This window comes from Xenorhabdus sp. TS4, from assembly GCF_014467265.1.
Taxonomy (GTDB): Bacteria; Pseudomonadota; Gammaproteobacteria; order Enterobacterales; family Enterobacteriaceae; genus Xenorhabdus; species Xenorhabdus ehlersii.
Genome location: NZ_NKHQ01000002.1, coordinates 211,824 through 235,308, shown reverse-complemented (window position 1 = coordinate 235,308; position 23,485 = coordinate 211,824). Strand labels below are relative to the sequence as shown.

Below are 23,485 nucleotides of genomic sequence, written 5' to 3'. Positions count from 1 at the left end.
AATTAAAAAAAAGTTTAATACTGTCCGAATAATTGATTTTCTGAGCATAAAATCATGCCCAAAATTGGAATGCAGTCGATAAGAAAACAGCAACTCATTGATGCAACATTAATCGTTGTGAATGAAGTTGGAATGCAGGAAGCAACTATTGCGCAAATAGCCCGAAAAGCGGGGGTTTCCAACGGAATTATCAGCCACTATTTCAAGGACAAAGACGGCTTATTGGAAGCTACCATGCGTTATCTATTACATCAGCTGAGAATGGCTGTAGCACGCCGATTACGCTTGCTAGATAACGCAACTCCCACGCAAAGGTTGAAAGCCATTGTCGAAGGCAATTTTGATCCCAGCCAGATCAACAGCGCAGCAATGAAAACCTGGTTAGCATTCTGGGCGAGTAGTATGCATCAACCAAACCTGTATCGGTTACAACAAGTCAATGAACGCCGTTTGCATTCCAATCTGTGTGTTGAATTTAAACGTGCCATGCCAAAAGCAGAAGCACGGCTAGCTGCACAAGGTCTTGCTGCATTGATTGACGGCATTTGGCTGCGAAGTGCATTAAGCAGGAAGCCTTTTGATATAGCAGGGACATTCAAAATTACTATCGATTATATCGAACAGAAACTCGGAGCATCTGATAAGTTCTGACTTATCACCTAATGGATAGACTCTTAAGGAGAATCTATGGCTCATTTTGGATTACAAAAACTTTATATCCACGGTGCTTATGTTGATAGCACCAATCCTGATAATACAATTTTTGACGCAATTAACCCAGCTAATGGTGAAGTTATTGCTCAATTTCAGTCTGCGACAAAACAAGATGTTGATCTAGCAGTTGAAAGTGCCCATAAAGGACAGAAAATCTGGGCAGCCATGACCACGGTGGAACGTTCACGGATCTTACACAAGGCGGTGAACATCTTGCGTGAACACAATGATGAACTGGCTGAATTGGAAACACTGGATACCGGCAAACCCCTTTCTGAAACCCGGCAGGTTGATATCGTCACGGGTGCCGATGTACTGGAATACTATGCTGGCTTAATTCCAGCCCTTGAAGGTCAGCAGATCCCATTACGTGAATCTTCTTTTGTGTATACACGCCGTGAACCATTGGGGATCGTAGCAGGCATCGGCGCATGGAACTACCCTATCCAAATTGCCCTCTGGAAATCAGCACCCGCTCTGGCTGCCGGCAATGCCATGATTTTTAAACCCAGTGAAGTCACCTCCCTTACCGCTTTGAAGTTGGCTGAAATCTATACTGAAGCCGGTTTGCCTGATGGTGTTTTCAATGTGTTAACCGGAGCCGGTCATGAAGTCGGACATTATCTGACTGTTCACCCTAAAATCGCCAAAATGTCTTTTACCGGCGGGATTGTGACCGGCAAAAAGGTGATGGCAAATGCTTCCGCTTCCACCCTAAAAGAAGTCACGATGGAATTAGGTGGCAAATCCCCGCTGATCATTTTTGATGATGCCGATCTGGATCGTGCTGCTGATATTGCCATGATGGCAAACTTTTTCAGTTCAGGTCAGGTGTGTACGAACGGAACACGAGTCTTTGTCCCCAGGGCACTGCTCCCACAATTTGAAACAAAAATTCTTGAGCGTGTTAAACGCATCCGAATTGGTTCACCTCTCAATCCCAACACTAACTTTGGTCCGCTGGTGAGCTTTCCACACATGGAGTCTGTTTTACGCTATATCGAAAGCGGTAAAAACAGCAATGCCCGCCTGCTTTGTGGTGGCAAGCGTCTGATGGAGGGCGAATTAGCAAAAGGTGCATTTGTTGCACCGACAGTATTCAGTGACTGTACCGATGATATGTTGATCACACAGGAGGAAATCTTTGGGCCCGTGATGTCTATCCTGACTTATGAAACGGAAGATGAAGTCATTGTCCGTGCCAATAATACACATTATGGCCTGGGTGCAGGATTAGTCACCAAAGATCTTTCCCGCGCACATCGCGTGATCCACCAGCTAGAAGCCGGGATCTGTTGGATCAACACCTGGGGAGAATCTCCGGCAGCCATGCCTGTCGGTGGCTATAAACATTCTGGTGTTGGCCGGGAAAATGGGCTGGTCACACTACAAAATTACACACAAACCAAATCAATACAGGTGGAATTAGGCAATTTTGAATCCCTATTTTAATCCACGCCTGAAACAGAGGAGATAACAATGGTTTTTGATTACATTATTATCGGTGCTGGTTCAGCGGGTAACGTGCTTGCAACTCGTTTAACGGAAGATGCCAATGTGACTGTCCTGCTGCTGGAAGCAGGTGGGCCAGATTACCGATTCGACTTCCGTACTCAAATGCCAGCAGCGCTGGCATATCCCTTGCAGGGAACCCGTTATAACTGGGCTTATGAAACCGATCCCGAACCCTATATGAATAACCGGCGCATGGAATGCGGGCGCGGTAAGGGGCTGGGTGGATCTTCACTCATCAATGGCATGTGCTACATCCGTGGCAATGCGCTGGATTTTGATCATTGGGCAACACTATCTGGTCTGGAAGACTGGACTTATCTTGATTGCTTACCCTATTTTCGCAAAGCTGAGTCAAGGGATATTGGCGAAAATGAGTATCATGGTGCAGACGGGCCTGTCAGTGTCACAACACCCAAGGCAGGAAACAATGAACTCTTTCACGCGATGGTAGAAGCCGGTGTCCAGGCTGGTTATCCACGTACTGACGATCTGAATGGCTATCAGCAAGAAGGCTTTGGGCCGATGGATCGCACCGTTACCCCTCAAGGACGCCGCTCCAGTACAGCCCGCGGTTACCTGGATCAAGCACGTTCACGCTCCAATCTCACTATCATGACTCATGCGTTAACGGATACCCTCGTATTTGAAGGAAAAGCAGCCGTTGGCGTCAATTTTTATCAAGGCAATAGCTCAGATTTAACCCAGGCAAAAGCGCGTAAAGAAGTTTTACTCTGCGCCGGTGCGATCGCATCTCCACAGATTTTGCAACGTTCAGGTATTGGCCCCGAAGAAGTATTAAACGAGCTTGGTATTCCTGCGGTGCATGTCTTACCAGGTGTTGGGCAAAACTTGCAAGATCACCTTGAAATGTACTTGCAGTATGAATGCCTCAAACCCATTTCCCTCTATCCCGCATTGAAATGGTATAACCAACCTCAAATTGGTGCTGAATGGCTATTCAAAGGAACAGGTATTGGTGCCAGCAATCAATTTGAAGCAGGTGGCTTTATTCGTACCGATGAAAAATTTGCCTGGCCAAATATTCAATTTCATTTCCTGCCTGTTGCCATTAATTACAATGGCAGTAATGCCATCAATCAACATGGTTTTCAGGCCCATGTAGGCTCTATGCGTTCCCCAAGCCGTGGTCGGGTAAAAATTAAATCGCGAGACCCTCGTCAGCATCCCAGTATTTTATTCAACTACATGTCAGCAGAACAAGATTGGCAGGAGTTCCGTGCTGCTATTCGCATTACACGGGAAATAATGGCGCAACCTGCACTGGCGCCATATTGTGGACGTGAAATCAGCCCAGGTGTTGAAAATCAATCAGATGAGCAGTTAGATACCTTTATTCGTCAACATGCCGAAACCGCATTTCACCCATCATGCAGTTGCAAAATGGGAACAGATGAAATGGCGGTCGTGGATGGTCAAGGACGAGTGCATGGCATTGAAAATCTACGTGTTATTGATGCCTCTATTATGCCAATAATTATTACCGGTAATTTAAATGCTACAACAATTATGATGGCTGAAAAAATTGCTGATAAAATCAGGGGAATTTCTCCTCTGCCCCGCAGTCAGGCAAAATATTATGTTGCCAGTGATGTTCCTGTCCGGCAATGAGTAAAAACAGTTGATCAATCAATTTATTCTCACAAAAACTGAATAAATCACTAATACGGGAAATTGAGATATTCAAGCAATATTATTTGAACACTCATCTTTCCCGTATTTATATTACGAATAGTAATAATTATCTTGTTACGATATTAAATTCAAAGTCATAAAGATATGTTCTGCACCTTCTTCCAAATAAATTCCACCTTGGGCCTGATAACCAAGGCTTTCATAAAATGGCTGGGCATGGCATTGTGCAGATAGAACGATAGTCTCAATGTTATTTTTCCTGCCATAATCTTCAATAAATTCCATAACTTTACGACCTATTCCCTGCCCGCGATAGTACCTCAATACCGCAACACGTCCAACTTTGAGCATGTTATTATCTTTCGGGATCGCCCGTAATACCCCTATTGATTTTTCACCATCAAATACCACCACATGCAAAGCAATATCATCATATTCATCAATATCAATCTCTGCATCAAATCCCTGTTCATCCGTAAATACTTGTTTGCGAATGGCAAATGCTTGCTGAATTAATTCGGGATTTTGTCTTCCTATGCTGTACTTTATTTTCATTATTATATCCTGATTATAATTTACAAAATCTATCCACAACCTACTTTTAAATAGATAAGTAAGTCAAGCCAAAATAATAAATCAAGACTCGATTTAAGTTACAAATAATAAGGGCGACCCTTGTTAGATCACCCTTATGATGCAATCCACTTTATACCAATAATATATTGAAGTAAGAAGATAAATTAATTTTCCTCTTTTTTATCACTGTCACCTTTAAGATCATTACTTTTAAGACGATTAATTAAGTCATCTGCCTTTTTATCAGCCTCAGACTTTATTTCTTCCGTCTTCGACTTCATAGTATCTGAAAGCTGATCGAGTTTATCATTAGCCTGATGCTGGATATCATCTGTTTTCGCTTTCATCGCCTCCATCACATCATTCGCTGTTTTAGTCGCTTGACTCTGTATATCCGTTACCTTGGATTTCATTTGTTCAGCAACTTCATTCGATTTATCAACCAAACTATGGCCTTCGCGCGAAGCGTTTTCCTTTATCTCCTGTGCGCTTTTTTCAGTTTGCTGGCCCGGATCTTCCGCTTTTTTAGATGCGTCATCACAGCCAGCGAGCAAGGCTACGATAGCAGCCAAGATCAGAGAACCAAGAATCTTTTTCTTCATTGACGACCCCCTTGTACGTAAGGAAATTGAACTTAAATTTCAATGCCAAAAATCTCACTATCCATGGGATAAACCTCATCATCGTATGGTATGCTTCCCAAAACCCCAAGCAAACAAAAATAATTCTCATTTTTATTTACCTTTTTTAATTTCTCAGGTGACTTATTACTTTGAAAGTATTTCATTTGATCACATTTCAGGAAATTTATGGCAAATAATAGTCAAAAATTAGAAAAACGCCCAATCGCTACCATGGTTCAGAAAATTTTAACCGGTACATTAGTATTGGGAGCGGCATTCTCCAGCGCTGTTTACGCAACTGAAGATCTCAAAGAACAAAAATCTGAAAAGAAAAATGAGGTGATAAAATTACCCACACTTTCCGTTGTTAAAAGTTTACACAACAGCACCAATGCAGGAAGTTCAGTGCTCAAAAAGGAGGATATTGACCGCACTCAAGCCGACAATGTTGCTCAGTTACTCGACCAACTCCCTGGTGTTTCAATGTCAGGCTCCCCGCGCCCTGGTGGACAAACGCTGAATATCTGGGGAATGGGAGACCAGGAAGATATCAAAATCACGCTGGACGATGCACCAAAAGGATTCGAGAAATATATGCAGGGTTCCATCTTTATTGAGCCTGAATTAATCAAACGGGTCGAAGTTGATAAAGGGCCACACAATTTACTCAACGGTAATGGTGGATTTGGTGGTTCTGTCAAACTCGTGACAAAAGATGCGAATGACTTACTGCGTCCTGATGAGAATTGGGGTGGCTTTGTTAAACAAAGCTACCATACGAATGACAGGCAGTGGATCAATAGTGGCGCAATATACGGCAGAGATCCTAACGGCTTTGCTGATGGGTTGCTTTATGTAAGCAAGCGGGATGGACACAATATTAAACTCCCTGATGGCACACGTTTTGAGTTTTCACAAAACAACCAAACATCTTATTTATTGAAAACCAACTTTTATCCCAGTGACGCTCATACGATTAGTCTGTCCGCTATGCGATCTGAATCGGATGGCTGGCAGCCTTGGGCGGCTAAACGAGGTAAGATTGCCGTTCCATCAGCCCTTGATGTAAAGCAATACGGTTGGGATGGCGCCTGGAAAAGAAAATTGGTCTTTCGTGATCAAATTGATCAAAACTACACTGCCAAATGGAATATCGCACCAGAAAATAATCCATGGCTAAACCTGACGATGCTCTATGCGTATTCCAAAACCAAACAAGACGATAGTCGCCCAGAAAATGCTTCCTCCTATTTCAGTGTATTAATGGGTAATAAAAGCTGGGTTGATTACACCGATAATCTGGTTGATATCAACAATAAAAGCATATTCTCAACAGGTATCATTGAACATGAATTATTGGTGGGAACCCGTTGGCATAAAAACGAACGTAATGTACTGATGTTCGATAAAGGCAAAATAAAGAATAAAAACTATAACTATGGTTATTATCAACCAGGCTATATGCCTGCTGGAACTCAATTAGCTTACAGCTTCTATATTCAAGATTCCCTGAAAATAGGCAGCGTCACCGTCACGCCGGGTGTTCGCTATGATCATGTCAAAAATAGGGGGAAAGAAAATAACGCATCCGTATATAACGATGCATCACCAGAAGTTAATCATGACTATAGCAATGTAACCTATACTGGTTGGTCACCTCATTTAGGCATTCTGTGGCAAACCAATAAAAACCTTTCATTGTTTGCAGATATCAGCCGTACATGGCGTGCTCCAATAGTCGATGAACAATATGAGGTACAAGGGAGCAATAGTAACCTTAGAGGCTCCAGCCGCGATCTTGCCGTTGAAAGAATGGCAGGAATACGCCTCGGTGCAATTCTCGATTTCGATAACTTAATACTTGAAGATGATAGCCTGCAAATTCGTACCACATTATTCCGTAACCGTGGTAAAGATGAGATCTTTAGAAGGCGTGGTATTTACTGTAAAGCCCAACTTGATAGTGGCTCAACCAATTCATGTAGAACATCATTGGGAAATTACCGCAACTTACCGGGATATACTATTGAAGGCTTAGAAATAGAAACCTTCTACGACAGCCGCACGCTGTTTGGAAAATTCTCGTTCTCTACTATTCGTGGACAGCGTGACGCTTCTCCACGTGATCCATGGTTAGGGCATAAAACTTGGATTGCAGAAATACCGCCAACTTCTGCACATGCCATGTTAGGGTTTAAAATTCCGCAATGGCAGATGGCAATGGGATGGAAAGGTGATTTTATCCGCAAACAAGATCGATCCCCCGTAGATGGAGATCCAGACGCAGGTTCTTGGTCATTCCATAAAAGTAAGGGCTACGCCCTGCACGGTCTGTTTGCAAGCTGGCGTCCTTCTTTTATAAAAGGATTTGAAGCACGAGTCACTATCGATAACCTGTTCAACCGTGATTACTATCCTTACTTAGGAGATAAGATTTCAGGTATTGGCCGGAATTACAAATTCAGTATTTCACAACAATTCTAACTGACACTTAACCATCCAATCCCTAACCCTCTTACCTTAAGAGGGTTAGGTTTCCAAACGCTGCATTGACTTCCGCTTATCAAATACAAATAATAACTATTATCAGTTATATCCTATCAGGCAATATCATTATGGCGGTGCAAAAAAGCACATTTAAGCACAATCAAATCACCCAGAAACTCTATGCCGATTACCATCATTGGTTATGCAACTGGCTCAGACAAAACAGTGTTTATCCCAATCAGGCTGAAGATCTCGTTCATGAGGTTTTCATCAAATTGATGCAATCTTCGGATCTTGAAAATATCCGCCAGCCAAGAGCCTTTTTAATGACGATAGCGCGCAGAACTCTCTCCAATTACTGGCGCAGAAAAAAACTGGAAGATAATTATCTGAAATATGTCAGTGAACAGCCTAAAATCTCAGCAAATTCTTCTGAGAATCAACTTATGCTGTTAGAACAGTTAGAAAAGATAGATAAAACCCTGGATGAGCTTCCGGCAAAAGTCCGGCAGACATTTCTACTCATTCAACTCCAGGGCTGGCGTTATAAAGAAGTTGCGGAAAGTTTGGGTATCTCAATAAGCTCAGTGAAAAATTATTTGCATCAAGCCCACAGGGAATGTCACCTTTTTAATACGCATTGAACAGCCATCCCTGAACAAACAACCCCGCTGTTTATCTGGCAGCAGGGCATTTGTTTTAACTGCAAATTTACTTGACGGAAAAACAGTGTCAAAGAATGCGATTCTTCTCCAACTGGGCTTGACGGGCAGTTTCCCTCGCCATACGTTTTTTGCGGGCATCACAAGGTTCAGGACAATCACACACTTTTTCTACGCCAATACTTCCCAAGCCACCACAGCTTCCTTGAATGCTTTTGCGCTTAAAAATATAGCCCAGTGCCATGCCTGCAAAAGCCAGCAAGAAAAAGATAAAAGTGGCAATAAAGACTTCCATCGCCTTTCCCCCTTTCTTATTTCTTCTGTAAATATGCCTTAAAAGCGGTATTATAGCGCTCTTCAAAGCCTTCTTTGGTTTTAACAATCATAAAGACCGGAATATTCAGCTTCTCAGCCACTTCCATACCTTTCTCTGGCCCTAATACATCTAAACCTGTAGAAAAACCATCAGCACTCATACACGTCGGTGCTATCACGGTAATTGAAACCAAATTATGCGTTATCGGCCTACCGGTTTTCGGATTAATAGTGTGAGAATAACGCACGCCATTCTGTTCAAAATAGTTGCGGTAATCACCCGATGTTGCCACAGACATATTGCCCGGTTCAATAATCTCCTGAGCGCTCTGTGCCATGCCGTTGTCTGATGGTTTTTCAATCGCTATCCGCCATGGATTTTTCTTGCCATTGTTGCCCGATGTGCGAACTTCACCGCCAATATCAACCATGTAATTTTTGATGTTACGAGATTCCAGATATTCAGCAACAACATCAACACCATAACCTTTGGCGATGGAAGAGAGATCAACATACAGTTCAGGGATGGATTTAATCAGATTATTGCCTTCAACAGACAAGTTATCGATCCCCGTCCAGGCACGGCGTATATCTAATTCTTCATCCGTCGGTGCCTTGGTAATGCGTCCTTCCGGCCCAAATCCCCATAGATTTACCAACGGGCCAACAGTCACATCCAGTGCACCGTCTGTCAGTTTATTAATTCGAATAGCTTCTTTGACAACTTTTGCCGTAGCAGCAGATACCGGAAATGGTTTATTCACTTCACGGCTTTGATTAAAACGACTCAATTCAGAATTTGGCCGATAAGTGGACATCTGATCGTTCACTTCTTCTAACAGACGATCAATCTCTTTTTGCAGAACTTCTGGGGCAGGTACAGACGAATCAGCAACATATTTAACGGAGTAATAAGTCCCCATTGTCTGTCCATTCAGGTTTTGCTGTTTAGGGCCATCACATGCCGCCAGCATCATAGTTGCAAACAGCAATGCACCCCAATTGATAATTTTTTTACTCAGCATAACTTACTCTTTCTGACTTATTGTGGCTTTTCTAAATCGCAGCGCCCACAAAATGTGGGCGCTTATCGTTAAATCATGTTAGCTGCAACCCAAAATTTATTGGGTATACCATCAACCGCCAAAATCATCCAACATGATGTTTTCATCTTCTACGCCAAGATCTTTCAACATCTTAATGACCGCAGCGTTCATGACTGGAGGCCCACACATATAGAATTCACAGTCTTCAGGTGCTGGATGATCTTTCAGGTAGTTTTCATACAGGACATTGTGGATAAAGCCTGTATAGCCATCCCAATTATCTTCCGGCAGAGCATCTGACAGTGCCACATGCCATGTGAAGTTCTCATTTTCTGCTGCCAACTGATCAAAATCTTCGGTATAGAACATTTCACGCTTAGAACGCGCACCATACCAGAAGGAAATCTTACGTTTGGAGTTTAAACGTTTAAGCTGGTCGAAGATGTGAGAACGCATTGGTGCCATACCTGCACCCCCACCGATGAAGATCATTTCTGCATCCGTGTCTTTCGCGAAGAATTCACCAAACGGACCAGAAATCGTTACCTTATCACCTGATTTCAGCGACCAAATATAAGAAGACATGATACCCGGAGCAACATCTGGGTTTCTTGGTGGTGGCGTTGCAATACGCACGTTCAGCATGATAATGCCATGCTCTTCTGGATAGTTCGCCATTGAATATGCACGAACCGTCGGCTCTTTGACTTCAGAGACATAACGGAACAGATTAAATTTATCCCAATCTTCACGATATTCTTGTGGAACATCATAATCAGCATAACGGGCAACATGGGGAGGACATTCAATCTGAATGTAACCACCGGCACGGAATGGCACCACTTCCCCATCAGGAATTTTCAGCTTCAATTCTTTAATGAAAGTGGCTTTGTTATCGTTGGAGATAACTTCACATTCCCATTTCTTAACACCAAAAATTTCCTCTGGCAGTTCGATTTTCAGGTCTTGTTTAACATTGACCTGACATGCCAATCGGCAGCCTTCTTTTGCTTCACGCTTGTTGATGTGGGAAAGTTCCGTTGGCAGAATATCACCACCGCCTTCCTTAATTTTCACCCGGCACTGGCCACAAGAACCACCGCCACCGCACGCAGAGGAGACGAAAATCCCCTGATTGGAAAGCATACCCAACAACTTATCACCGGCGGGAGCAGAGAAACTTTTATCCTCATCGCCATTGATTTCAACTTTAATATCCCCGGTGTTCACTAACTTAGATTTTGCGAACAAAATCATTGCCGTTAGTACTAACACAATCAGGGTAAACATGACTACGCCTAGAATAATTATATCCATGAATTCTTCTCGCCTTTAGAGCTGCACACCGGAAAAGGACATGAAGCCCAATGCCATCAAACCGGTGGTGACAAAGGTGATCCCCAATCCTTTCAGACCTGCCGGAACATCCGCATATTTCATTTTTTCACGGATAGCAGCCATCAGAACAATTGCCAGCATCCAGCCCATACCTGAACCGAAACCGTATACGATGGATTCACTGAAGTTATAGTCACGCTGTGCCATAAATGAAACACCACCGAAAATTGCACAGTTCACCGTAATCAACGGCAGGAAAATTCCCAATGCGTTGTAAAGTGCCGGAACATAACGGTCTAAGATCATTTCCAGAATCTGTACCAGTGCAGCAATGACCCCGATAAAGGTAATGAAATTCAGGAAGCTCAAATCCACCCCATCCATCAGCGCTCCATCACGGAGTACCAGATTGTAGACGAGGTTATTGGCAGGAACGGAAATGCCCAATACAACGGTTACAGCTACACCAAGGCCAAAAGCCGTCTTAACGTTCTTTGATACCGCCAAAAACGTACACATACCGAGAAAGAAAGATAACGCCATATTCTCGATAAAGACTGCGCGGACAAACAAACTAATATAATGCTCCATTTTGTTTGTTACTCCTTCTCAACCTGCGCAGGTTTCAGAGTCCGTAAACCCCAAATCAGCATACCAATAATGAAGAATGCACTCGGTGCCAGCAGGAACAAACCATTGGGTTGATACCAACCGCCATTCTTGACAGATTCCAGCACCGTAACACCGAACAATTTTCCTGAACCAAACAGTTCACGCAAGAAACCAACCAGCAACAGGATGACGCCATAGCCCAAACCATTGCCGATACCATCCATAAAACTTTCAACGGGTGGTGCTTTCATGGCATAAGCTTCAGCACGTCCCATGACAATACAGTTTGTAATGATAAGGCCCACAAATACCGATAGCTGTTTGGAAATTTCGTAGGCATAAGCCCGCAAGATCTGGTCTACGACGATAACCAGAGACGCAATGATCGCCATCTGTACGATGATTCGCACACTGCCGGGGATGTAGTTACGAATTAATGAAATGAAAAAGCTAGAAAACGCTGTGACCAGGGTAACTGCAATGGTCATGACTAACGCAGTTTCCAATTTGGTAGTCACAGCCAGCGCTGAACACACCCCCAGAACCTGCAATGCAATTGGGTTATTATCAAACAGCGGCCCTAGCAGGACGCGTTTTATCTCTTTACTATCAGCCATCTTTCAAGGCTCCCTCACGTACTTTTTTCAGGAACGGGCCAAAACCGTTATCACCCAGCCAGAAATCAAACATATGCTGAACACCGTTAGAAGTCAGGGTTGCTCCGGACAGCCCATCTACACCGTAAGGGTTATCACCTGCACCGCCACGGACGATCTTAAGTGCCGGAACACCTTGCGGGTTATAGAGTTTTTTACCTACCCACTGCTTACGCCATTGTGGGTTATCAACTTCCCCCCCCAAACCTGGGGTTTCACCATGAGAGTAGTAAGTAATGCCGTGAGAAGTGACACCATCTATATCAATGGAAATAAAGGCATACATCATTGACCATAGGCCAGAGCCATATATTGGCAGAACCAGTTCAGTCGTTTTGCCGCTTTCATCTTTGACCAGATAGATTTCCGCCATATTGGCACGGCGGCGGATCTTCGCCAGATCTTGCTCAGGTAACAAAGCAATACTGGTTTCGTCACTGCGCAGGGCATTATTCAGGTCAAAATTGCCATTACTCTCTTTCAACATCGCTGTTTTCAAGTCAAGCAATTCAGGCTGGATACGGCTGTTATAGACTTCTTTAATTTCCTCAGTTGTCATACCAGGTTTTAGCAAACCAGACACATCCAGAATATTACGCTGCTTATCCAGCAGCTTCTGTTCCTGCTGCTGCGCTTTCAAACCCACGGCTGAACCAGCAACCACAATCGAACATACAAGACACAGCACAAAAACAACGAGGAATGTTCTGCCGATGCTATCATTATTTTTTGGTTTATTATCAGCCACGGGCTTTTCTCCGCTTAATATTGGCCTGTACGACCAGATAATCGAACAGTGGCGCGAACAGGTTAGCGAATAAGATCGCCAACATCATTCCTTCTGGATACGCTGGGTTTACAACCCTGATCAAAATGCACGTAGCACCGATCAGGATACCGTATGCCCATTTCCCTTTATCCGTAAACGCTGCGGATACAGGATCAGTCGCCATAAAGATCATACCAAAAGCGAAGCCTCCCAGAACCATATGCCAGTACCACGGCATAGCGAACATTGGGTTAGTGCCAGAACCAATCGCATTAAACAGATAAGACGTTGCAATCATACCGATCATCACACCAGCAACGATGCGCCATGAAGCAATACGGGAAAACAGAATGATGGCCCCACCGATAAAAATCATCAAAGTGGATACTTCACCAATTGAACCTGGAATGTTACCAATAAAAGCGTCCATCCAAGTGATTGGCTGACCGGTAACGGTATTTATCAAGCCGTGGCTACCCGCAGTTGCCCATTGGGACAAAGGCGTTGCACCAGAAAAACCGTCAGCCGCAGTCCAAACCAAATCACCAGAAATCTGGGCGGGGTAAGCAAAGAACAGGAAAGCACGACCCGCCAAAGCCGGGTTAAGGAAGTTACGACCAGTACCACCAAAGATCTCTTTCGCAATCACCACGCCGAAAGTAATCCCCAAAGCCGCCTGCCACAATGGCAGTGTTGGTGGAACAATCAACGCGAACAGAATGGAGCTAACAAAGAAACCTTCGTTGATTTCATGTTTGCGGATAATGGCAAACAAAACTTCCCAGAAGCCACCCACGACAAATACAACCGCATAAATTGGCAGGAAGTAGCTTGCTCCTAACAGCATTTTACTGCCCCACCCTGCATCTGGTGTTAATGATGCACCAAGATACTGAGCAAGCATGTAATGCCAATCAGAAGCCAAAACCTGCTGTAAGGCATCTCCATTATATAAATGAGTCAGGGCTGGTATTGCCTGATTCCCGACGTTATACATGCCCCAAAACATCGCAGGGAAAACAGACAGCCACACCAGGATCATCATGCGCTTGAGATCGATGGCATCACGGACATGGGCATTTCCTTTTGTCACTGTGCCCGGCGTATAGAAAACGGTGCTTACTGCCTCATAGAGAGGATAATACTTTTCCAGTTTGCCACCGGCCTCAAAGTGGTGCTCTACTTTTTCAAATAAATTTTTCAGGCCCATGAATTACCCTTCCAGCTCAATCTTCGTCAGCACTTCACGCAGTACTGGACCGTACTCATATTTGCCTGGGCAAACATAGGTACACAATGCCAAATCTTCTTCATCCAGCTCCAGACAACCCAGCGCCTGAGCGCTATCAGAATCACCTGCAAGCAAGTCACGCAGTAAGTGAGTTGCCATAATATCCAGTGGCATGACACGCTCATAGTTGCCAATTGGCACCATAGAACGTTCCCCACCGTTTGTCGTGGTTGAGAAAGCAAAACGTTTCTTTTTCAGGAAGTGGCCGATTGTGGTGCGGGTAATCGAGAACTTATTAGCGCCTGGCGCAATCCAACCAAACAGCTCTTTTTCCCGGCCTTCAGCAAGTACAGAAACTGACGTATGGAAGCGGCCAAGATAATGACGAACGTCATCTGATTTTGCACCACACAGTACGGAACCAGAAACAATACGGTTTTCACCCTCTTGCAACTGATTTTGCGTCAATTCCAGCAAATCAGCCCCCAACCGAGTACGTACCAAGCGTGGCGATTTAACCTGTGGTCCCGCCAGAGACACCACACGATCAGTGTAAAGCTCACCCGTAGTAAACAGTTTACCGATAGCAATAACATCCTGATAACCCAGATGCCAAACCATTTTTTGGGCACTAACAGGTTCAATGAAATGAATATGAGTGCCCACCAAACCGGCTGGGTGTGGACCAATAAACTGGTTGTAGGTGATTTGAGCGTTATTTCCCACTGTTGGAATATTTCCAGCGCCGTAACAAACGTGGATTTTCCCCTCTGTCAATATTGACAGAACATTCAGGCCATCAACAAAAGCCTCTTCCTGAGTTGCGATAACGACGAGTGGATCAGCAGCCAGTGGCTGGGTGTCCATTGCCGTAACGAAGATTGCCTTTGGTGTGGAACCGGAGACAGGGGTACGACTGAAAGGACGTGTACGCAACGCTGTCCACAATCCTGACGCAAGCAGATTTTTCTCTACTTTTTCACGGCTCAGGCCAGCAAGTTCAGCACGCTCATAGCGATCGAATGTGACTTTCTCATCACCACTCACTTCAATAACAACGGATTGCAAAACACGACGTTCTCCACGTCCAATGGTGACAACTTTCCCGCTTGCAGGACTAGTGAAAACAACCCCTGGATTCTTCTTATCTTCAAAAAGAATTTGCCCTTTTTTGACATGCTCACCTTCCTTAACCAGCATAGAAGGACGCATTCCAACATATTCTTCACCCAGTAAAGCAACATGGCGAATTGTCGGACCATCTTCTATAACTTGGGCAGGCGCTCCTGCTATCGGGAGGTCGAGTCCTTTTTTAATTTTAATCATAAGATTTGCACAAGTTTATCAGTTAAATCATATACTACAGACTACCTTGCGGTATTCCCGTGAGGTAATGCAGCGACTCTAGTAATACAAAAAACCTTGAGCAATAGTATGTCTCAAGTTATTCACTCCGATAATCGTTACAAAGTTTCTCTTAATTTTCGCCGGAGTAATTCTAACACCTCCCCCACTGACTGTCTGATTAATCAAGTGACACAGTTCAAGCAAATAAAAATAATTTCTCTGCTAAACCGTCAACCATTCGATAAAGACGAATGTTTCTATCACTTTTCTCTACGCCAGGGCGATTTTTAATCAAAAATTAATTATCGCGCCGTTAATTTGAGTCTTCCCAATGAGTTCGATAAATCAAAAGGATATTCCGGCAGGAATTTAATGGAAGCGGCACCAAAATAACGACAATGACTTGTTTTGGAAACAATCACAGCCCGCCTATGAGTATTTTGTCCAAAATAGCATTCCTGCCACAGTTAACGTCATAGACGGGCAATATGTTATTAATGTAAAACCAGAAAACCCGTTACCCTTTTGGAACAGCGAATCAAATTATTCTCTCTCCAAAATGAAATAGCACATAGTCACCTGATTCAATACGGTGCCAGACTTCATTTCCGGTTAAAGGTTGGGTGGCAATCACGGATACGACATCCCCTGGCTGGGTGTGCTGCTGGAAATCGATTTCAACATCCTGATCAAGTAATTTAGCCCTGCCGAAAGGGGCACGACGAGTAATCCAATGCAATTGAGTAGAACAGTAAGCCATGACAAACTGCCCGTCTGACAACAGCATATTGAAAACACCTTTATTTCTCAGTTGATCCGCCAGGGAAGCAATAAATTTAAATACCGCAGGCCAATTAGAAGGTCGCTTGGGATATTTCAACGATAATTGATGTAATATCCAGCAAAATGCCCATTCACTGTCTGTCTCACCAACCGGCCGGTAATTACCCGTTTTCAGCTTACTATATCCCTTAAATTGACCATTATGGGCATAAGTCCAATACCTTCCCCATAGTTCACGGGTAAATGGATGGGTATTTGCCAGGGAAACATTACCACTGTTTGCCTGACGAATATGGGCGACAATCACTTCTGATTTGATTGGATAGCCTTGTACAAATCGCGCCACAGGCGAATGACAACTGGATTGGTGATCTTTAAATGTCCGGTATCCCAATCCCTCATAGAAGGTAACTCCCCAACCGTCTTTATGTGGGCCGGTATGCCCACCACGCTGAATGAGTCCACTCAAACTGAAAACGATATCTGTTGGCACGTTGGCGCTCATGCCAAGTAATTCACACATTGACTACCCCTAACGCCGATTCCTGACGAAAAGCAATCAGGCTTTTACCATTTCTTTTTCAATCAATTGAATCAAGATATGAATGACTTTGATGTGGATCTCCTGGATACGATCTGCATAACCAAAATGTGGTACTCGAATTTCAACATCTGCCGTTCCTGCCATTTTTCCGCCATCCTTGCCAGTCAGTGTAATGACTTTCATCCCTTTGGCACGGGCTGCTTCAACCGCTTTAATGATGTTGCCAGAGTTTCCTGACGTTGAAATGCCCAGCAGTACATCACCTTTCTGACCGACGGCTTCAACATAACGGGAAAATACATAGTCATAACCAAAGTCATTGCTCACACAAGATAAGTGGCTGGGATCAGAAATCGCAATAGCCGGATATCCTGGGCGATTTTCACGGTAGCGACCTGTCAATTCTTCCGCAAAATGCATGGCATCACAATGCGAGCCACCATTACCACAGGAAAGCACTTTTCCTCCTGCCTTGAATGAATCAGCCAGCAAAACCGCAGCTTTTTGAATAGCGTCGATATTTGCATCATCATTGAGGAAGTTAGCCAACGTCTCTGCGGCTTCGGATAATTCACTGCGGATCAGTTCTTGATACATGGAACTCATACTCCTGAAAAGTCTTCGGGATTAATAATGTCAGTCAGCAAGTGTAACGGATTCCCCTATCTGAAAGAAGATATCATCACATCTTGCAAGAATTATCGTTTGCAAAACTAACTCGACTTTGTGAGCTAGATTGTAATTAAGATGTAAATATATTGATAAATACACTTTCCTCATCTAAAAAAGAAGGACATCACAACAGGTCAGACCTCTGACAACTCAACCTGAGATTTACAGGAGTTTTACTATGACCACTTTCAGCATTATCTTATTTTTAGTCTTGATTGGCGGGCTTTGTTACCACAAAGTCAGCTTAACGCTCAGCAGCTTGCTGCTTGTTGCCTATACGTTCGTTATGAGTATAACTGGCCTTTGGAGTTATTGGTTGCTGTTACCACTGGTCATCGTCCTATTCCCTCTTGTCTTTACACCTGTACGTATCTCCTTATTCTCTGCGCCGGGCCTAAAAGCCTTCCGCAAGGTTATGCCAAGCATGTCCAACACAGAGAAAGAAGCCATTGATGCAGGAACTACATGGTGGGAAGGCGATCTATTCCGTGGTAACCCTGACTGGCAAAAACTGCATAACTATCCAAAGCCGCAGTTAACTGCTGAAGAACAAGCTTTTATTGATGGTGCGGTAGAAGAAGCCTGCCGCATGGCAAATGATTTCCAAATCACTCATGAATTGGCTGACTTACCACCTGAGCTTTGGGCCTACCTGAAAGAACATCGTTTCTTTGCCATGATCATCAAGAAAGAATATGGTGGCCTGGAATTTTCCGCTTATGCTCAATCTCAGGTATTGCAAAAACTGGCCGGCGTATCAGGTATTCTGGCAATTACTGTTGGCGTACCTAACTCCTTGGGGCCAGGTGAATTGCTGCAACACTACGGCACAGATGAACAGAAAAAACATTACTTGCCTGGACTTGCCCGTGGTGAAGAAATTCCCTGCTTTGCGTTGACTAGCCCTGAAGCCGGTTCAGATGCCGGAGCTATTCCTGATACTGGTGTTGTCTGTATGGGGGAATGGCAAGGCAAACAAGTTCTTGGTATGCGCCTGAATTGGAATAAACGTTACATTACCCTTGCCCCTATTGCTACCGTGCTGGGATTGGCATTTAAACTGTATGATCCGGATCATCTACTGGGCGATACTGAATCACTGGGAATTACCTGTGCGTTGATCCCAACCAATACACCAGGCGTAGAAATTGGTCACCGCCATTTCCCTCTGAATATCCCATTCCAGAATGGTCCAACCCGTGGTAAAGATATTTTCGTTCCTATCGATTACATCATTGGTGGACCGAAAATGGCAGGTCAGGGCTGGCGTATGCTGGTTGAATGTCTGTCTGTTGGTCGTGGTATTACTTTGCCATCCAACGCAACAGGGGGATTGAAAAGTGCAGCTATGGCAATTGGTGCTTATTCCTATATTCGCCGTCAATTCAAGCTGCCTATCGGTAAAATGGAAGGTATCGAAGAGCCACTGGCACGTATCGCAGGTAACGCTTACTTGATGGATGCGGCCGCAACCATGATCACCAGCGGTATCATGTTGGGCGAAAAACCTTCGGTTCTGTCTGCTATCGTGAAATACCATTGTACGCATAGAGGTCAACGTTCTTTTATTGACGCCATGGATATCGCTGGCGGCAAAGGCATCTGTCTTGGGCCATCGAACTTCCTTGCTCGCGGTTATCAGGGTGCTCCCATTGCTATTACCGTTGAAGGTGCGAATATCCTGACCCGTAGCATGATCATCTTTGGTCAGGGTGCAATCCGCTGCCATCCTTATGTATTGGCTGAAATCGCCGCAGCAGAAAGCAACAATGTGAAACACTTTGACAAGGCTCTGTTTGGTCACTTGGGCCATGTTGCCAGTAACACTCTGCGCAGCCTGTGGCTTGGTATTACCAAAGGCAGAACCAGTCGTTCGCCAGTCAATGATGCTACTCGCCGTTACTATCAACAGATTAACCGTTTAAGCGCTAACCTTGCCCTGCTCTCTGATGTGTCAATGGGCGTATTGGGGGGCAGCCTGAAACGCCGTGAACGCATTTCAGCTCGTTTGGGGGACATTCTGAGCCAAATCTTCCTGGCTTCTGCGGCCTTGAAACGCTATGAAGATGAAGGACGCCAGAAAGAAGATTTGCCATTGATCCAGTGGGCAGTAGAAGATAGCCTGAAACAAGCTGAACAGGCCATGAACGATTTGCTGCGCAATTTCCCCAACCGTTTGGTTGCAGGTTTAATGCGAGTGATTATCTTCCCATTGGGGCGAGTACATACCGCACCATCTGATAAATTGGATCACAAACTGGCTCAGATATTACAGACTCCTTCCGCAACCCGTAGCCGGATTGGACGTGGGCAATATTTGACACCAAGTGAGCATAACCCTCACGGGTTACTGGAAGAAGCATTGCTTGATATCATCGCCGCAGAGCCAATCCATGTTCGCTTAAGCCACGAGGCAGGCAAAAACCTAAGCTTCACACGTTTGGATGAATTAGCTAAGCAGGCGCTGACAGAGAACAAAATCAGCCAAGAAGAAGCAGATATCCTGAAACGAGCTGAAAACAGTCGATTGCGTTCAATCAATGTCGATGAATTTGAGCCAAATGCATTCGCTGTACCCAATCCAGCAAAAAAGCCTGAAAGTCAGCGTCAAAATAAAGCCGCCTGATGCTGACCAGAAAGCTTGATTCATGCAAAATATAGGACTAAGAAGCGGGGCACCGGTGCCCCGTTTTTATTTAAATGGATTCTAGTGATAACAACTCTTCGATTGTCTGGCGGCGACGGATCAAGCGCGCCTCTCCCTCAATAAACAAAATTTCAGGGATCAAAGGACGGCTATTATAATTTGAAGACATAGAAGCACCGTAAGCGCCAATATCGTGAAAAATCAGATAATCCCCGACGCTAACACGAGGCAACATATGTGACACAACTTCCCCACCTTCTAACTGTGTAAACACATCACCAGATTCACATAACGGCCCCGCAACGATGGTTTCTAGCAATGTAGTTTCTAACGACGTGGTTTCCGGCGGCGCGTTTACCGGCAATACAGAAATACGGTGATAACTGCCATACATTGCCGGACGCATTAAGTCATTGAAACCTGCATCTACCAGCACATAATGTCGATTACCCATAGACTTAACGGCCCGTACTTCCGCCATTAAGATCCCTGACTCAGCAACCAGAAAACGCCCAGGTTCAATTTCCAGCTCAACATGATGCCCCAGATGCTGCTCAATACGTTGACGAGCCTCATGCCACAAGCTGTAATAATGTTCGGTATCGACTGACTCTTCACCGTCCTTATAGGGAATGGATAAACCACCACCTGCGGAAATGGCTTGAATATCCTCCCCACACAGCATGACCTGCTCCACCATAGCATTGCAAACATTGGAGAGATGTTGATAATCCACCCCTGAACCAATGTGCATATGCAGCCCCACTAACTGCAAATCATATTGATGAATTTTTGCAATTGCCAGAGGGAGATCCTGAAACCAGATCCCATGTTTGCTATTTTCGCCACCAGTATTCGTCTTTTGGCTATGCCCATGCCCGAATCCGGGGTTAATACGTAACCACACCGGATGACCAGACTGACGTTCACCAATTTGTGCCAACATATCAATAGAACCAACATTGACTGGAATATCCAGCTCAATGACACGCGACAATGTTGCCTCATCAATCACATCCGCCGTGAACACAATCTCTGACTTATCGCGACCAGGTTTAAAACCTGCATAAAGCGCCCGCTCTATTTCACCCAATGACACCGCATCAACTTTCACGCCCTGTTCTCTTATCAAGCGTAAAATATGGGTATTGGAACACGCTTTCTGTGCGAACCGAATGATGTCAAACCGTTTTAATTTTTTGATTTGTTTGATGATGCTATCGCCATCATAAAGCCACAATGGTGTTCCGTACTGAGTTGGCAAACGGAGTAGATTATCAGGGATAAAATGTTTCCCTGGGTCATGAGTAAAGGTCGATATGGTCATTGAAGCGTCTCACAAAATCAGCAATTTTTTCATTATTGACAATAATGAGGCAGGAAGAAAAATATCCATTTAGCCATAGTCTATTCATTTGTGATATTGTTATGTGTATTTTTTATTCAACGAGATAAATCTATGCACTCCTGTTCATGGCGACACATTGAAATTTTCCATGCTGTAATGACCACTAAGAACCTGACTGATGCAGCGTTACTACTGAAAACATCCCAGCCCACGGTCAGCCGTGAACTTGCACGCCTTGAACAATTACTAAAACTTAAATTGTTTGATCGAATCAAAGGGCGTCTGTTTCCAACCACACAAGGATTACGGTTATTTGAGGAGGTGCAGCGCTCTTATTATGGGCTGGAAAGAATAATCAATGCGGCTGGCAGTATCCGACAATTTGAACAGGCGCAGTTATCCATCGCTTGCCTGCCAATGTTCTCCCAATCTCTGCTGCCAAAAGCCTGTTGCAGTTTTATCGAACGCTATCCTGAAGCCAGGCTGACCATCATTCCACAAGAGTCTCCCCTATTGGAAGAATGGCTTTCAGCACAGCGCCATGATATTGGCTTAACCGAACATTTACAGACTCCGGCAGGTACTGAACGAGAAACGTTGATAACCTTAAATGAAATTTGTGTCTTACCCATTCATCATCCGCTCGGTCAAAAATCACAGCTGACGCCAGCAGATTTTCACAATCAAAAATTTATCAGCCTCTCGATCACAGACAGTTACAGGCAACTGATTGATACAATCTTTACTGAGCATCAAATCAATCGCAAGATGGTAATGGAAACCCATAGCGCAGCCTCAATTTGTGCCATGATTAACGAAGGCATTGGCATATCCATCGTAAATCCGCTAACTGCATTGGATTATTTAGATAACAGCGCAAAAATTTGCATTCGGCCATTCAGTATCGACATTCCATTCACAGTAAGTTTAATCAAACCCATACATCGCCCCTCCTCAGAGCCCGTAGAGGCTTTCATTACCCATTTAAAACAACAGGCTGCTCTACTTGCCGAAAAATTGACATTAGCGTTTCAACATTAATTGCTGCCAATGAGGTGATGTAGCAAACCAATCTACCAGAAAATCCAACAGTGCCCGCAAAGTCGCTGGCATATTCTGGCGGCTGGTATAAATACCATAGATCCCCATTGCCTGAGGTTGGTAATCAGGCAGCAGCTCAACTAACTGCCCTGACATCAAATAAGAAGAAACTGAATAGTAAGGCTGCATTGCGATTCCAGCTCCCTGCAAAGCAGCTTCCATTAATACAGTCGATTCATTGGCACTTAACGTACCACTGACAGGGACTGAATAGTGCTCATGCTGTTTTTCAAATACCCACAAACTTTTGCCGAAAAAGTTATAGGTCAGGCAATTATGTGATGTTAAATCCATAGGATTGTTGGGAATAGATTTCCCCACTAAATAAGACGGCGCAGCACAAACGATGGAATGGCAAGTCGATAATGGGCGAGCGATCAGATTTGGCTCCAGATTATTGGTAATACGGATCGCCAAATCAATGCGTTCTTCTATCAAATTGACAACCTTATTATCCATTTGCAAATTGACGGCAATGTGAGGATATATCCGCATAAATTCGGGAATGGCAACTGCCAACGCACTAATGCCCAACGACTGGGAACAACTCACTCGCAACAATCCTCTTAGGGTTTGTGCTGCCAAAGATTGCTGTACAGGCATTCCTTCTGCTAATTCCATTAACTTAAGGCTGCGTTGATAAGCATTCTCACCCGCCGAAGTCAGGCTAATTTTACGTGTCGTACGATGCAATAAGCGAACTCCTGCCCACTTTTCCATTTCAGCCAAATATCGCGATACCATTGCCCTCGACATATCCAATCGCTCTGCTGCTGCAATGAGGCTGCCCTGTTCAACAATCGTAATAAACACTTGTGCTGCGGTGATCCTATCCATTTCGGCCAA

22 protein-coding genes are annotated in these 23,485 nt (G+C 44.3%); 7 read left to right on the top strand and 15 right to left on the bottom strand.

Translation table 11 applies throughout. From position 1 onward, the window contains the following. Positions 1-54 precede the first annotated feature (54 nt). Genes betI through betA form a run of 3 tightly spaced genes read left to right on the top strand, consistent with a single transcriptional unit; the run spans position 55 to position 3,858 of the window. Complete coding sequence (gene betI, locus Xets_RS27030; protein ID WP_099131044.1) at positions 55-651, top strand: transcriptional regulator BetI; 597 nt, start codon at positions 55-57, stop codon at positions 649-651. Positions 652-687: 36 nt separating this feature from the next. After that, entirely contained in the window at positions 688-2,166 is a 1,479-nt protein-coding gene (gene betB / locus Xets_RS27025) for a betaine-aldehyde dehydrogenase (protein ID WP_099131043.1), read from the top strand. Between the two features lie 27 nt (positions 2,167-2,193). After that, complete coding sequence (gene betA / locus Xets_RS27020; protein WP_099131042.1) at positions 2,194-3,858, top strand: choline dehydrogenase; 1,665 nt, start codon at positions 2,194-2,196, stop codon at positions 3,856-3,858. A 138-nt stretch (positions 3,859-3,996) separates the two neighbouring features. Here the strand turns inward: betA and Xets_RS27015 are convergent, their stop codons facing one another. The 3 genes from Xets_RS27015 to Xets_RS27005 all read right to left on the bottom strand — a co-directional run bounded on the left by Xets_RS27015 (position 3,997) and on the right by Xets_RS27005 (position 5,245). After that, positions 3,997-4,437 (bottom strand): GNAT family N-acetyltransferase, encoded by a 441-nt coding sequence (locus tag Xets_RS27015; protein ID WP_099131041.1) that lies wholly within the window; start codon positions 4,435-4,437, stop codon positions 3,997-3,999. A gap of 185 nt (positions 4,438-4,622) precedes the next feature. Beyond that, positions 4,623-5,060, bottom strand: coding sequence for a YtxH domain-containing protein (locus Xets_RS27010; RefSeq protein WP_187651077.1), 438 nt, complete (start codon positions 5,058-5,060; stop codon positions 4,623-4,625). A gap of 32 nt (positions 5,061-5,092) precedes the next feature. Beyond that, positions 5,093-5,245: a hypothetical protein gene (locus Xets_RS27005; protein WP_167450544.1), complete on the bottom strand. Its 153-nt coding sequence runs from the start codon at positions 5,243-5,245 to the stop codon at positions 5,093-5,095. Between the two features lie 22 nt (positions 5,246-5,267). Here Xets_RS27005 and Xets_RS27000 point away from each other — a divergent pair, with 22 nt between their 5' ends. Continuing rightward, on the top strand, positions 5,268-7,565 hold the full coding sequence (locus Xets_RS27000) for a TonB-dependent hemoglobin/transferrin/lactoferrin family receptor (protein WP_099131039.1): 2,298 nt from the start codon (positions 5,268-5,270) through the stop codon (positions 7,563-7,565). A 131-nt stretch (positions 7,566-7,696) separates the two neighbouring features. Further along, complete coding sequence (locus Xets_RS26995; protein WP_187651078.1) at positions 7,697-8,212, top strand: sigma-70 family RNA polymerase sigma factor; 516 nt, start codon at positions 7,697-7,699, stop codon at positions 8,210-8,212. A gap of 88 nt (positions 8,213-8,300) precedes the next feature. On the opposite strand, the gene nqrM is transcribed toward Xets_RS26995, so the two are convergent. From nqrM to lpcA, 10 genes are all read right to left on the bottom strand, one after another. After that, the gene (gene nqrM, locus Xets_RS26990; RefSeq protein WP_074020165.1) at positions 8,301-8,525 is read right to left on the bottom strand and encodes a (Na+)-NQR maturation NqrM; all 225 of its coding nucleotides are present in this window, start codon (positions 8,523-8,525) and stop codon (positions 8,301-8,303) included. 16 nt (positions 8,526-8,541) lie between these two features. Next, entirely contained in the window at positions 8,542-9,522 is a 981-nt protein-coding gene (locus Xets_RS26985) for an FAD:protein FMN transferase (protein WP_370588194.1), read from the bottom strand. 159 nt (positions 9,523-9,681) lie between these two features. After that, positions 9,682-10,908, bottom strand: a complete 1,227-nt coding sequence (nqrF, locus tag Xets_RS26980) for an NADH:ubiquinone reductase (Na(+)-transporting) subunit F (protein WP_099131036.1) — start codon at positions 10,906-10,908, stop codon at positions 9,682-9,684. A gap of 15 nt (positions 10,909-10,923) precedes the next feature. Then, positions 10,924-11,520, bottom strand: a complete 597-nt coding sequence (gene nqrE, locus Xets_RS26975; RefSeq protein WP_038235359.1) for an NADH:ubiquinone reductase (Na(+)-transporting) subunit E — start codon at positions 11,518-11,520, stop codon at positions 10,924-10,926. Between the two features lie 8 nt (positions 11,521-11,528). Next, a complete protein-coding gene (locus Xets_RS26970) occupies positions 11,529-12,158 on the bottom strand; it encodes an NADH:ubiquinone reductase (Na(+)-transporting) subunit D (protein ID WP_047769693.1) in 630 nt (209 codons plus the stop codon). After that, positions 12,151-12,945 (bottom strand): Na(+)-translocating NADH-quinone reductase subunit C, encoded by a 795-nt coding sequence (locus Xets_RS26965; protein WP_099131034.1) that lies wholly within the window; start codon positions 12,943-12,945, stop codon positions 12,151-12,153. The genes Xets_RS26970 and Xets_RS26965 overlap by 8 nt, the downstream gene beginning before the upstream one ends. Next, complete coding sequence (locus Xets_RS26960) at positions 12,938-14,176, bottom strand: NADH:ubiquinone reductase (Na(+)-transporting) subunit B (RefSeq protein ID WP_187651080.1); 1,239 nt, start codon at positions 14,174-14,176, stop codon at positions 12,938-12,940. The genes Xets_RS26965 and Xets_RS26960 overlap by 8 nt, the downstream gene beginning before the upstream one ends. Before the next feature lie 3 nt (positions 14,177-14,179). Beyond that, positions 14,180-15,523 carry a Na(+)-translocating NADH-quinone reductase subunit A gene (locus tag Xets_RS26955; RefSeq protein WP_187651081.1) on the bottom strand — a complete coding sequence of 448 codons (1,344 nt, stop codon included), beginning with the start codon at positions 15,521-15,523 and terminating at the stop codon, positions 14,180-14,182. Between the two features lie 559 nt (positions 15,524-16,082). Continuing rightward, positions 16,083-16,850, bottom strand: coding sequence for a class II glutamine amidotransferase (locus tag Xets_RS26950; RefSeq protein WP_099131031.1), 768 nt, complete (start codon positions 16,848-16,850; stop codon positions 16,083-16,085). A 36-nt stretch (positions 16,851-16,886) separates the two neighbouring features. Next, a complete protein-coding gene (gene lpcA / locus Xets_RS26945) occupies positions 16,887-17,468 on the bottom strand; it encodes a D-sedoheptulose 7-phosphate isomerase (RefSeq protein WP_099131030.1) in 582 nt (193 codons plus the stop codon). Positions 17,469-17,721: 253 nt separating this feature from the next. Here lpcA and fadE point away from each other — a divergent pair, with 253 nt between their 5' ends. After that, complete coding sequence (gene fadE / locus Xets_RS26940; RefSeq protein WP_187651082.1) at positions 17,722-20,169, top strand: acyl-CoA dehydrogenase FadE; 2,448 nt, start codon at positions 17,722-17,724, stop codon at positions 20,167-20,169. A 70-nt stretch (positions 20,170-20,239) separates the two neighbouring features. Here the strand turns inward: fadE and lysA are convergent, their stop codons facing one another. Further along, complete coding sequence (lysA, locus tag Xets_RS26935) at positions 20,240-21,517, bottom strand: diaminopimelate decarboxylase (RefSeq protein WP_099131028.1); 1,278 nt, start codon at positions 21,515-21,517, stop codon at positions 20,240-20,242. A gap of 132 nt (positions 21,518-21,649) precedes the next feature. Between lysA and Xets_RS26930 the strand changes: the two genes are divergently transcribed. After that, positions 21,650-22,579: a LysR family transcriptional regulator gene (locus Xets_RS26930; protein ID WP_099131208.1), complete on the top strand. Its 930-nt coding sequence runs from the start codon at positions 21,650-21,652 to the stop codon at positions 22,577-22,579. Here the strand turns inward: Xets_RS26930 and Xets_RS26925 are convergent. Beyond that, the gene (locus tag Xets_RS26925) at positions 22,562-23,476 is read right to left on the bottom strand and encodes a LysR family transcriptional regulator (RefSeq protein ID WP_099131027.1); all 915 of its coding nucleotides are present in this window, start codon (positions 23,474-23,476) and stop codon (positions 22,562-22,564) included. The two genes, Xets_RS26930 and Xets_RS26925, sit on opposite strands and share 18 nt — an antisense overlap. Between the last annotated feature and the right edge of the window lie 9 nt (positions 23,477-23,485).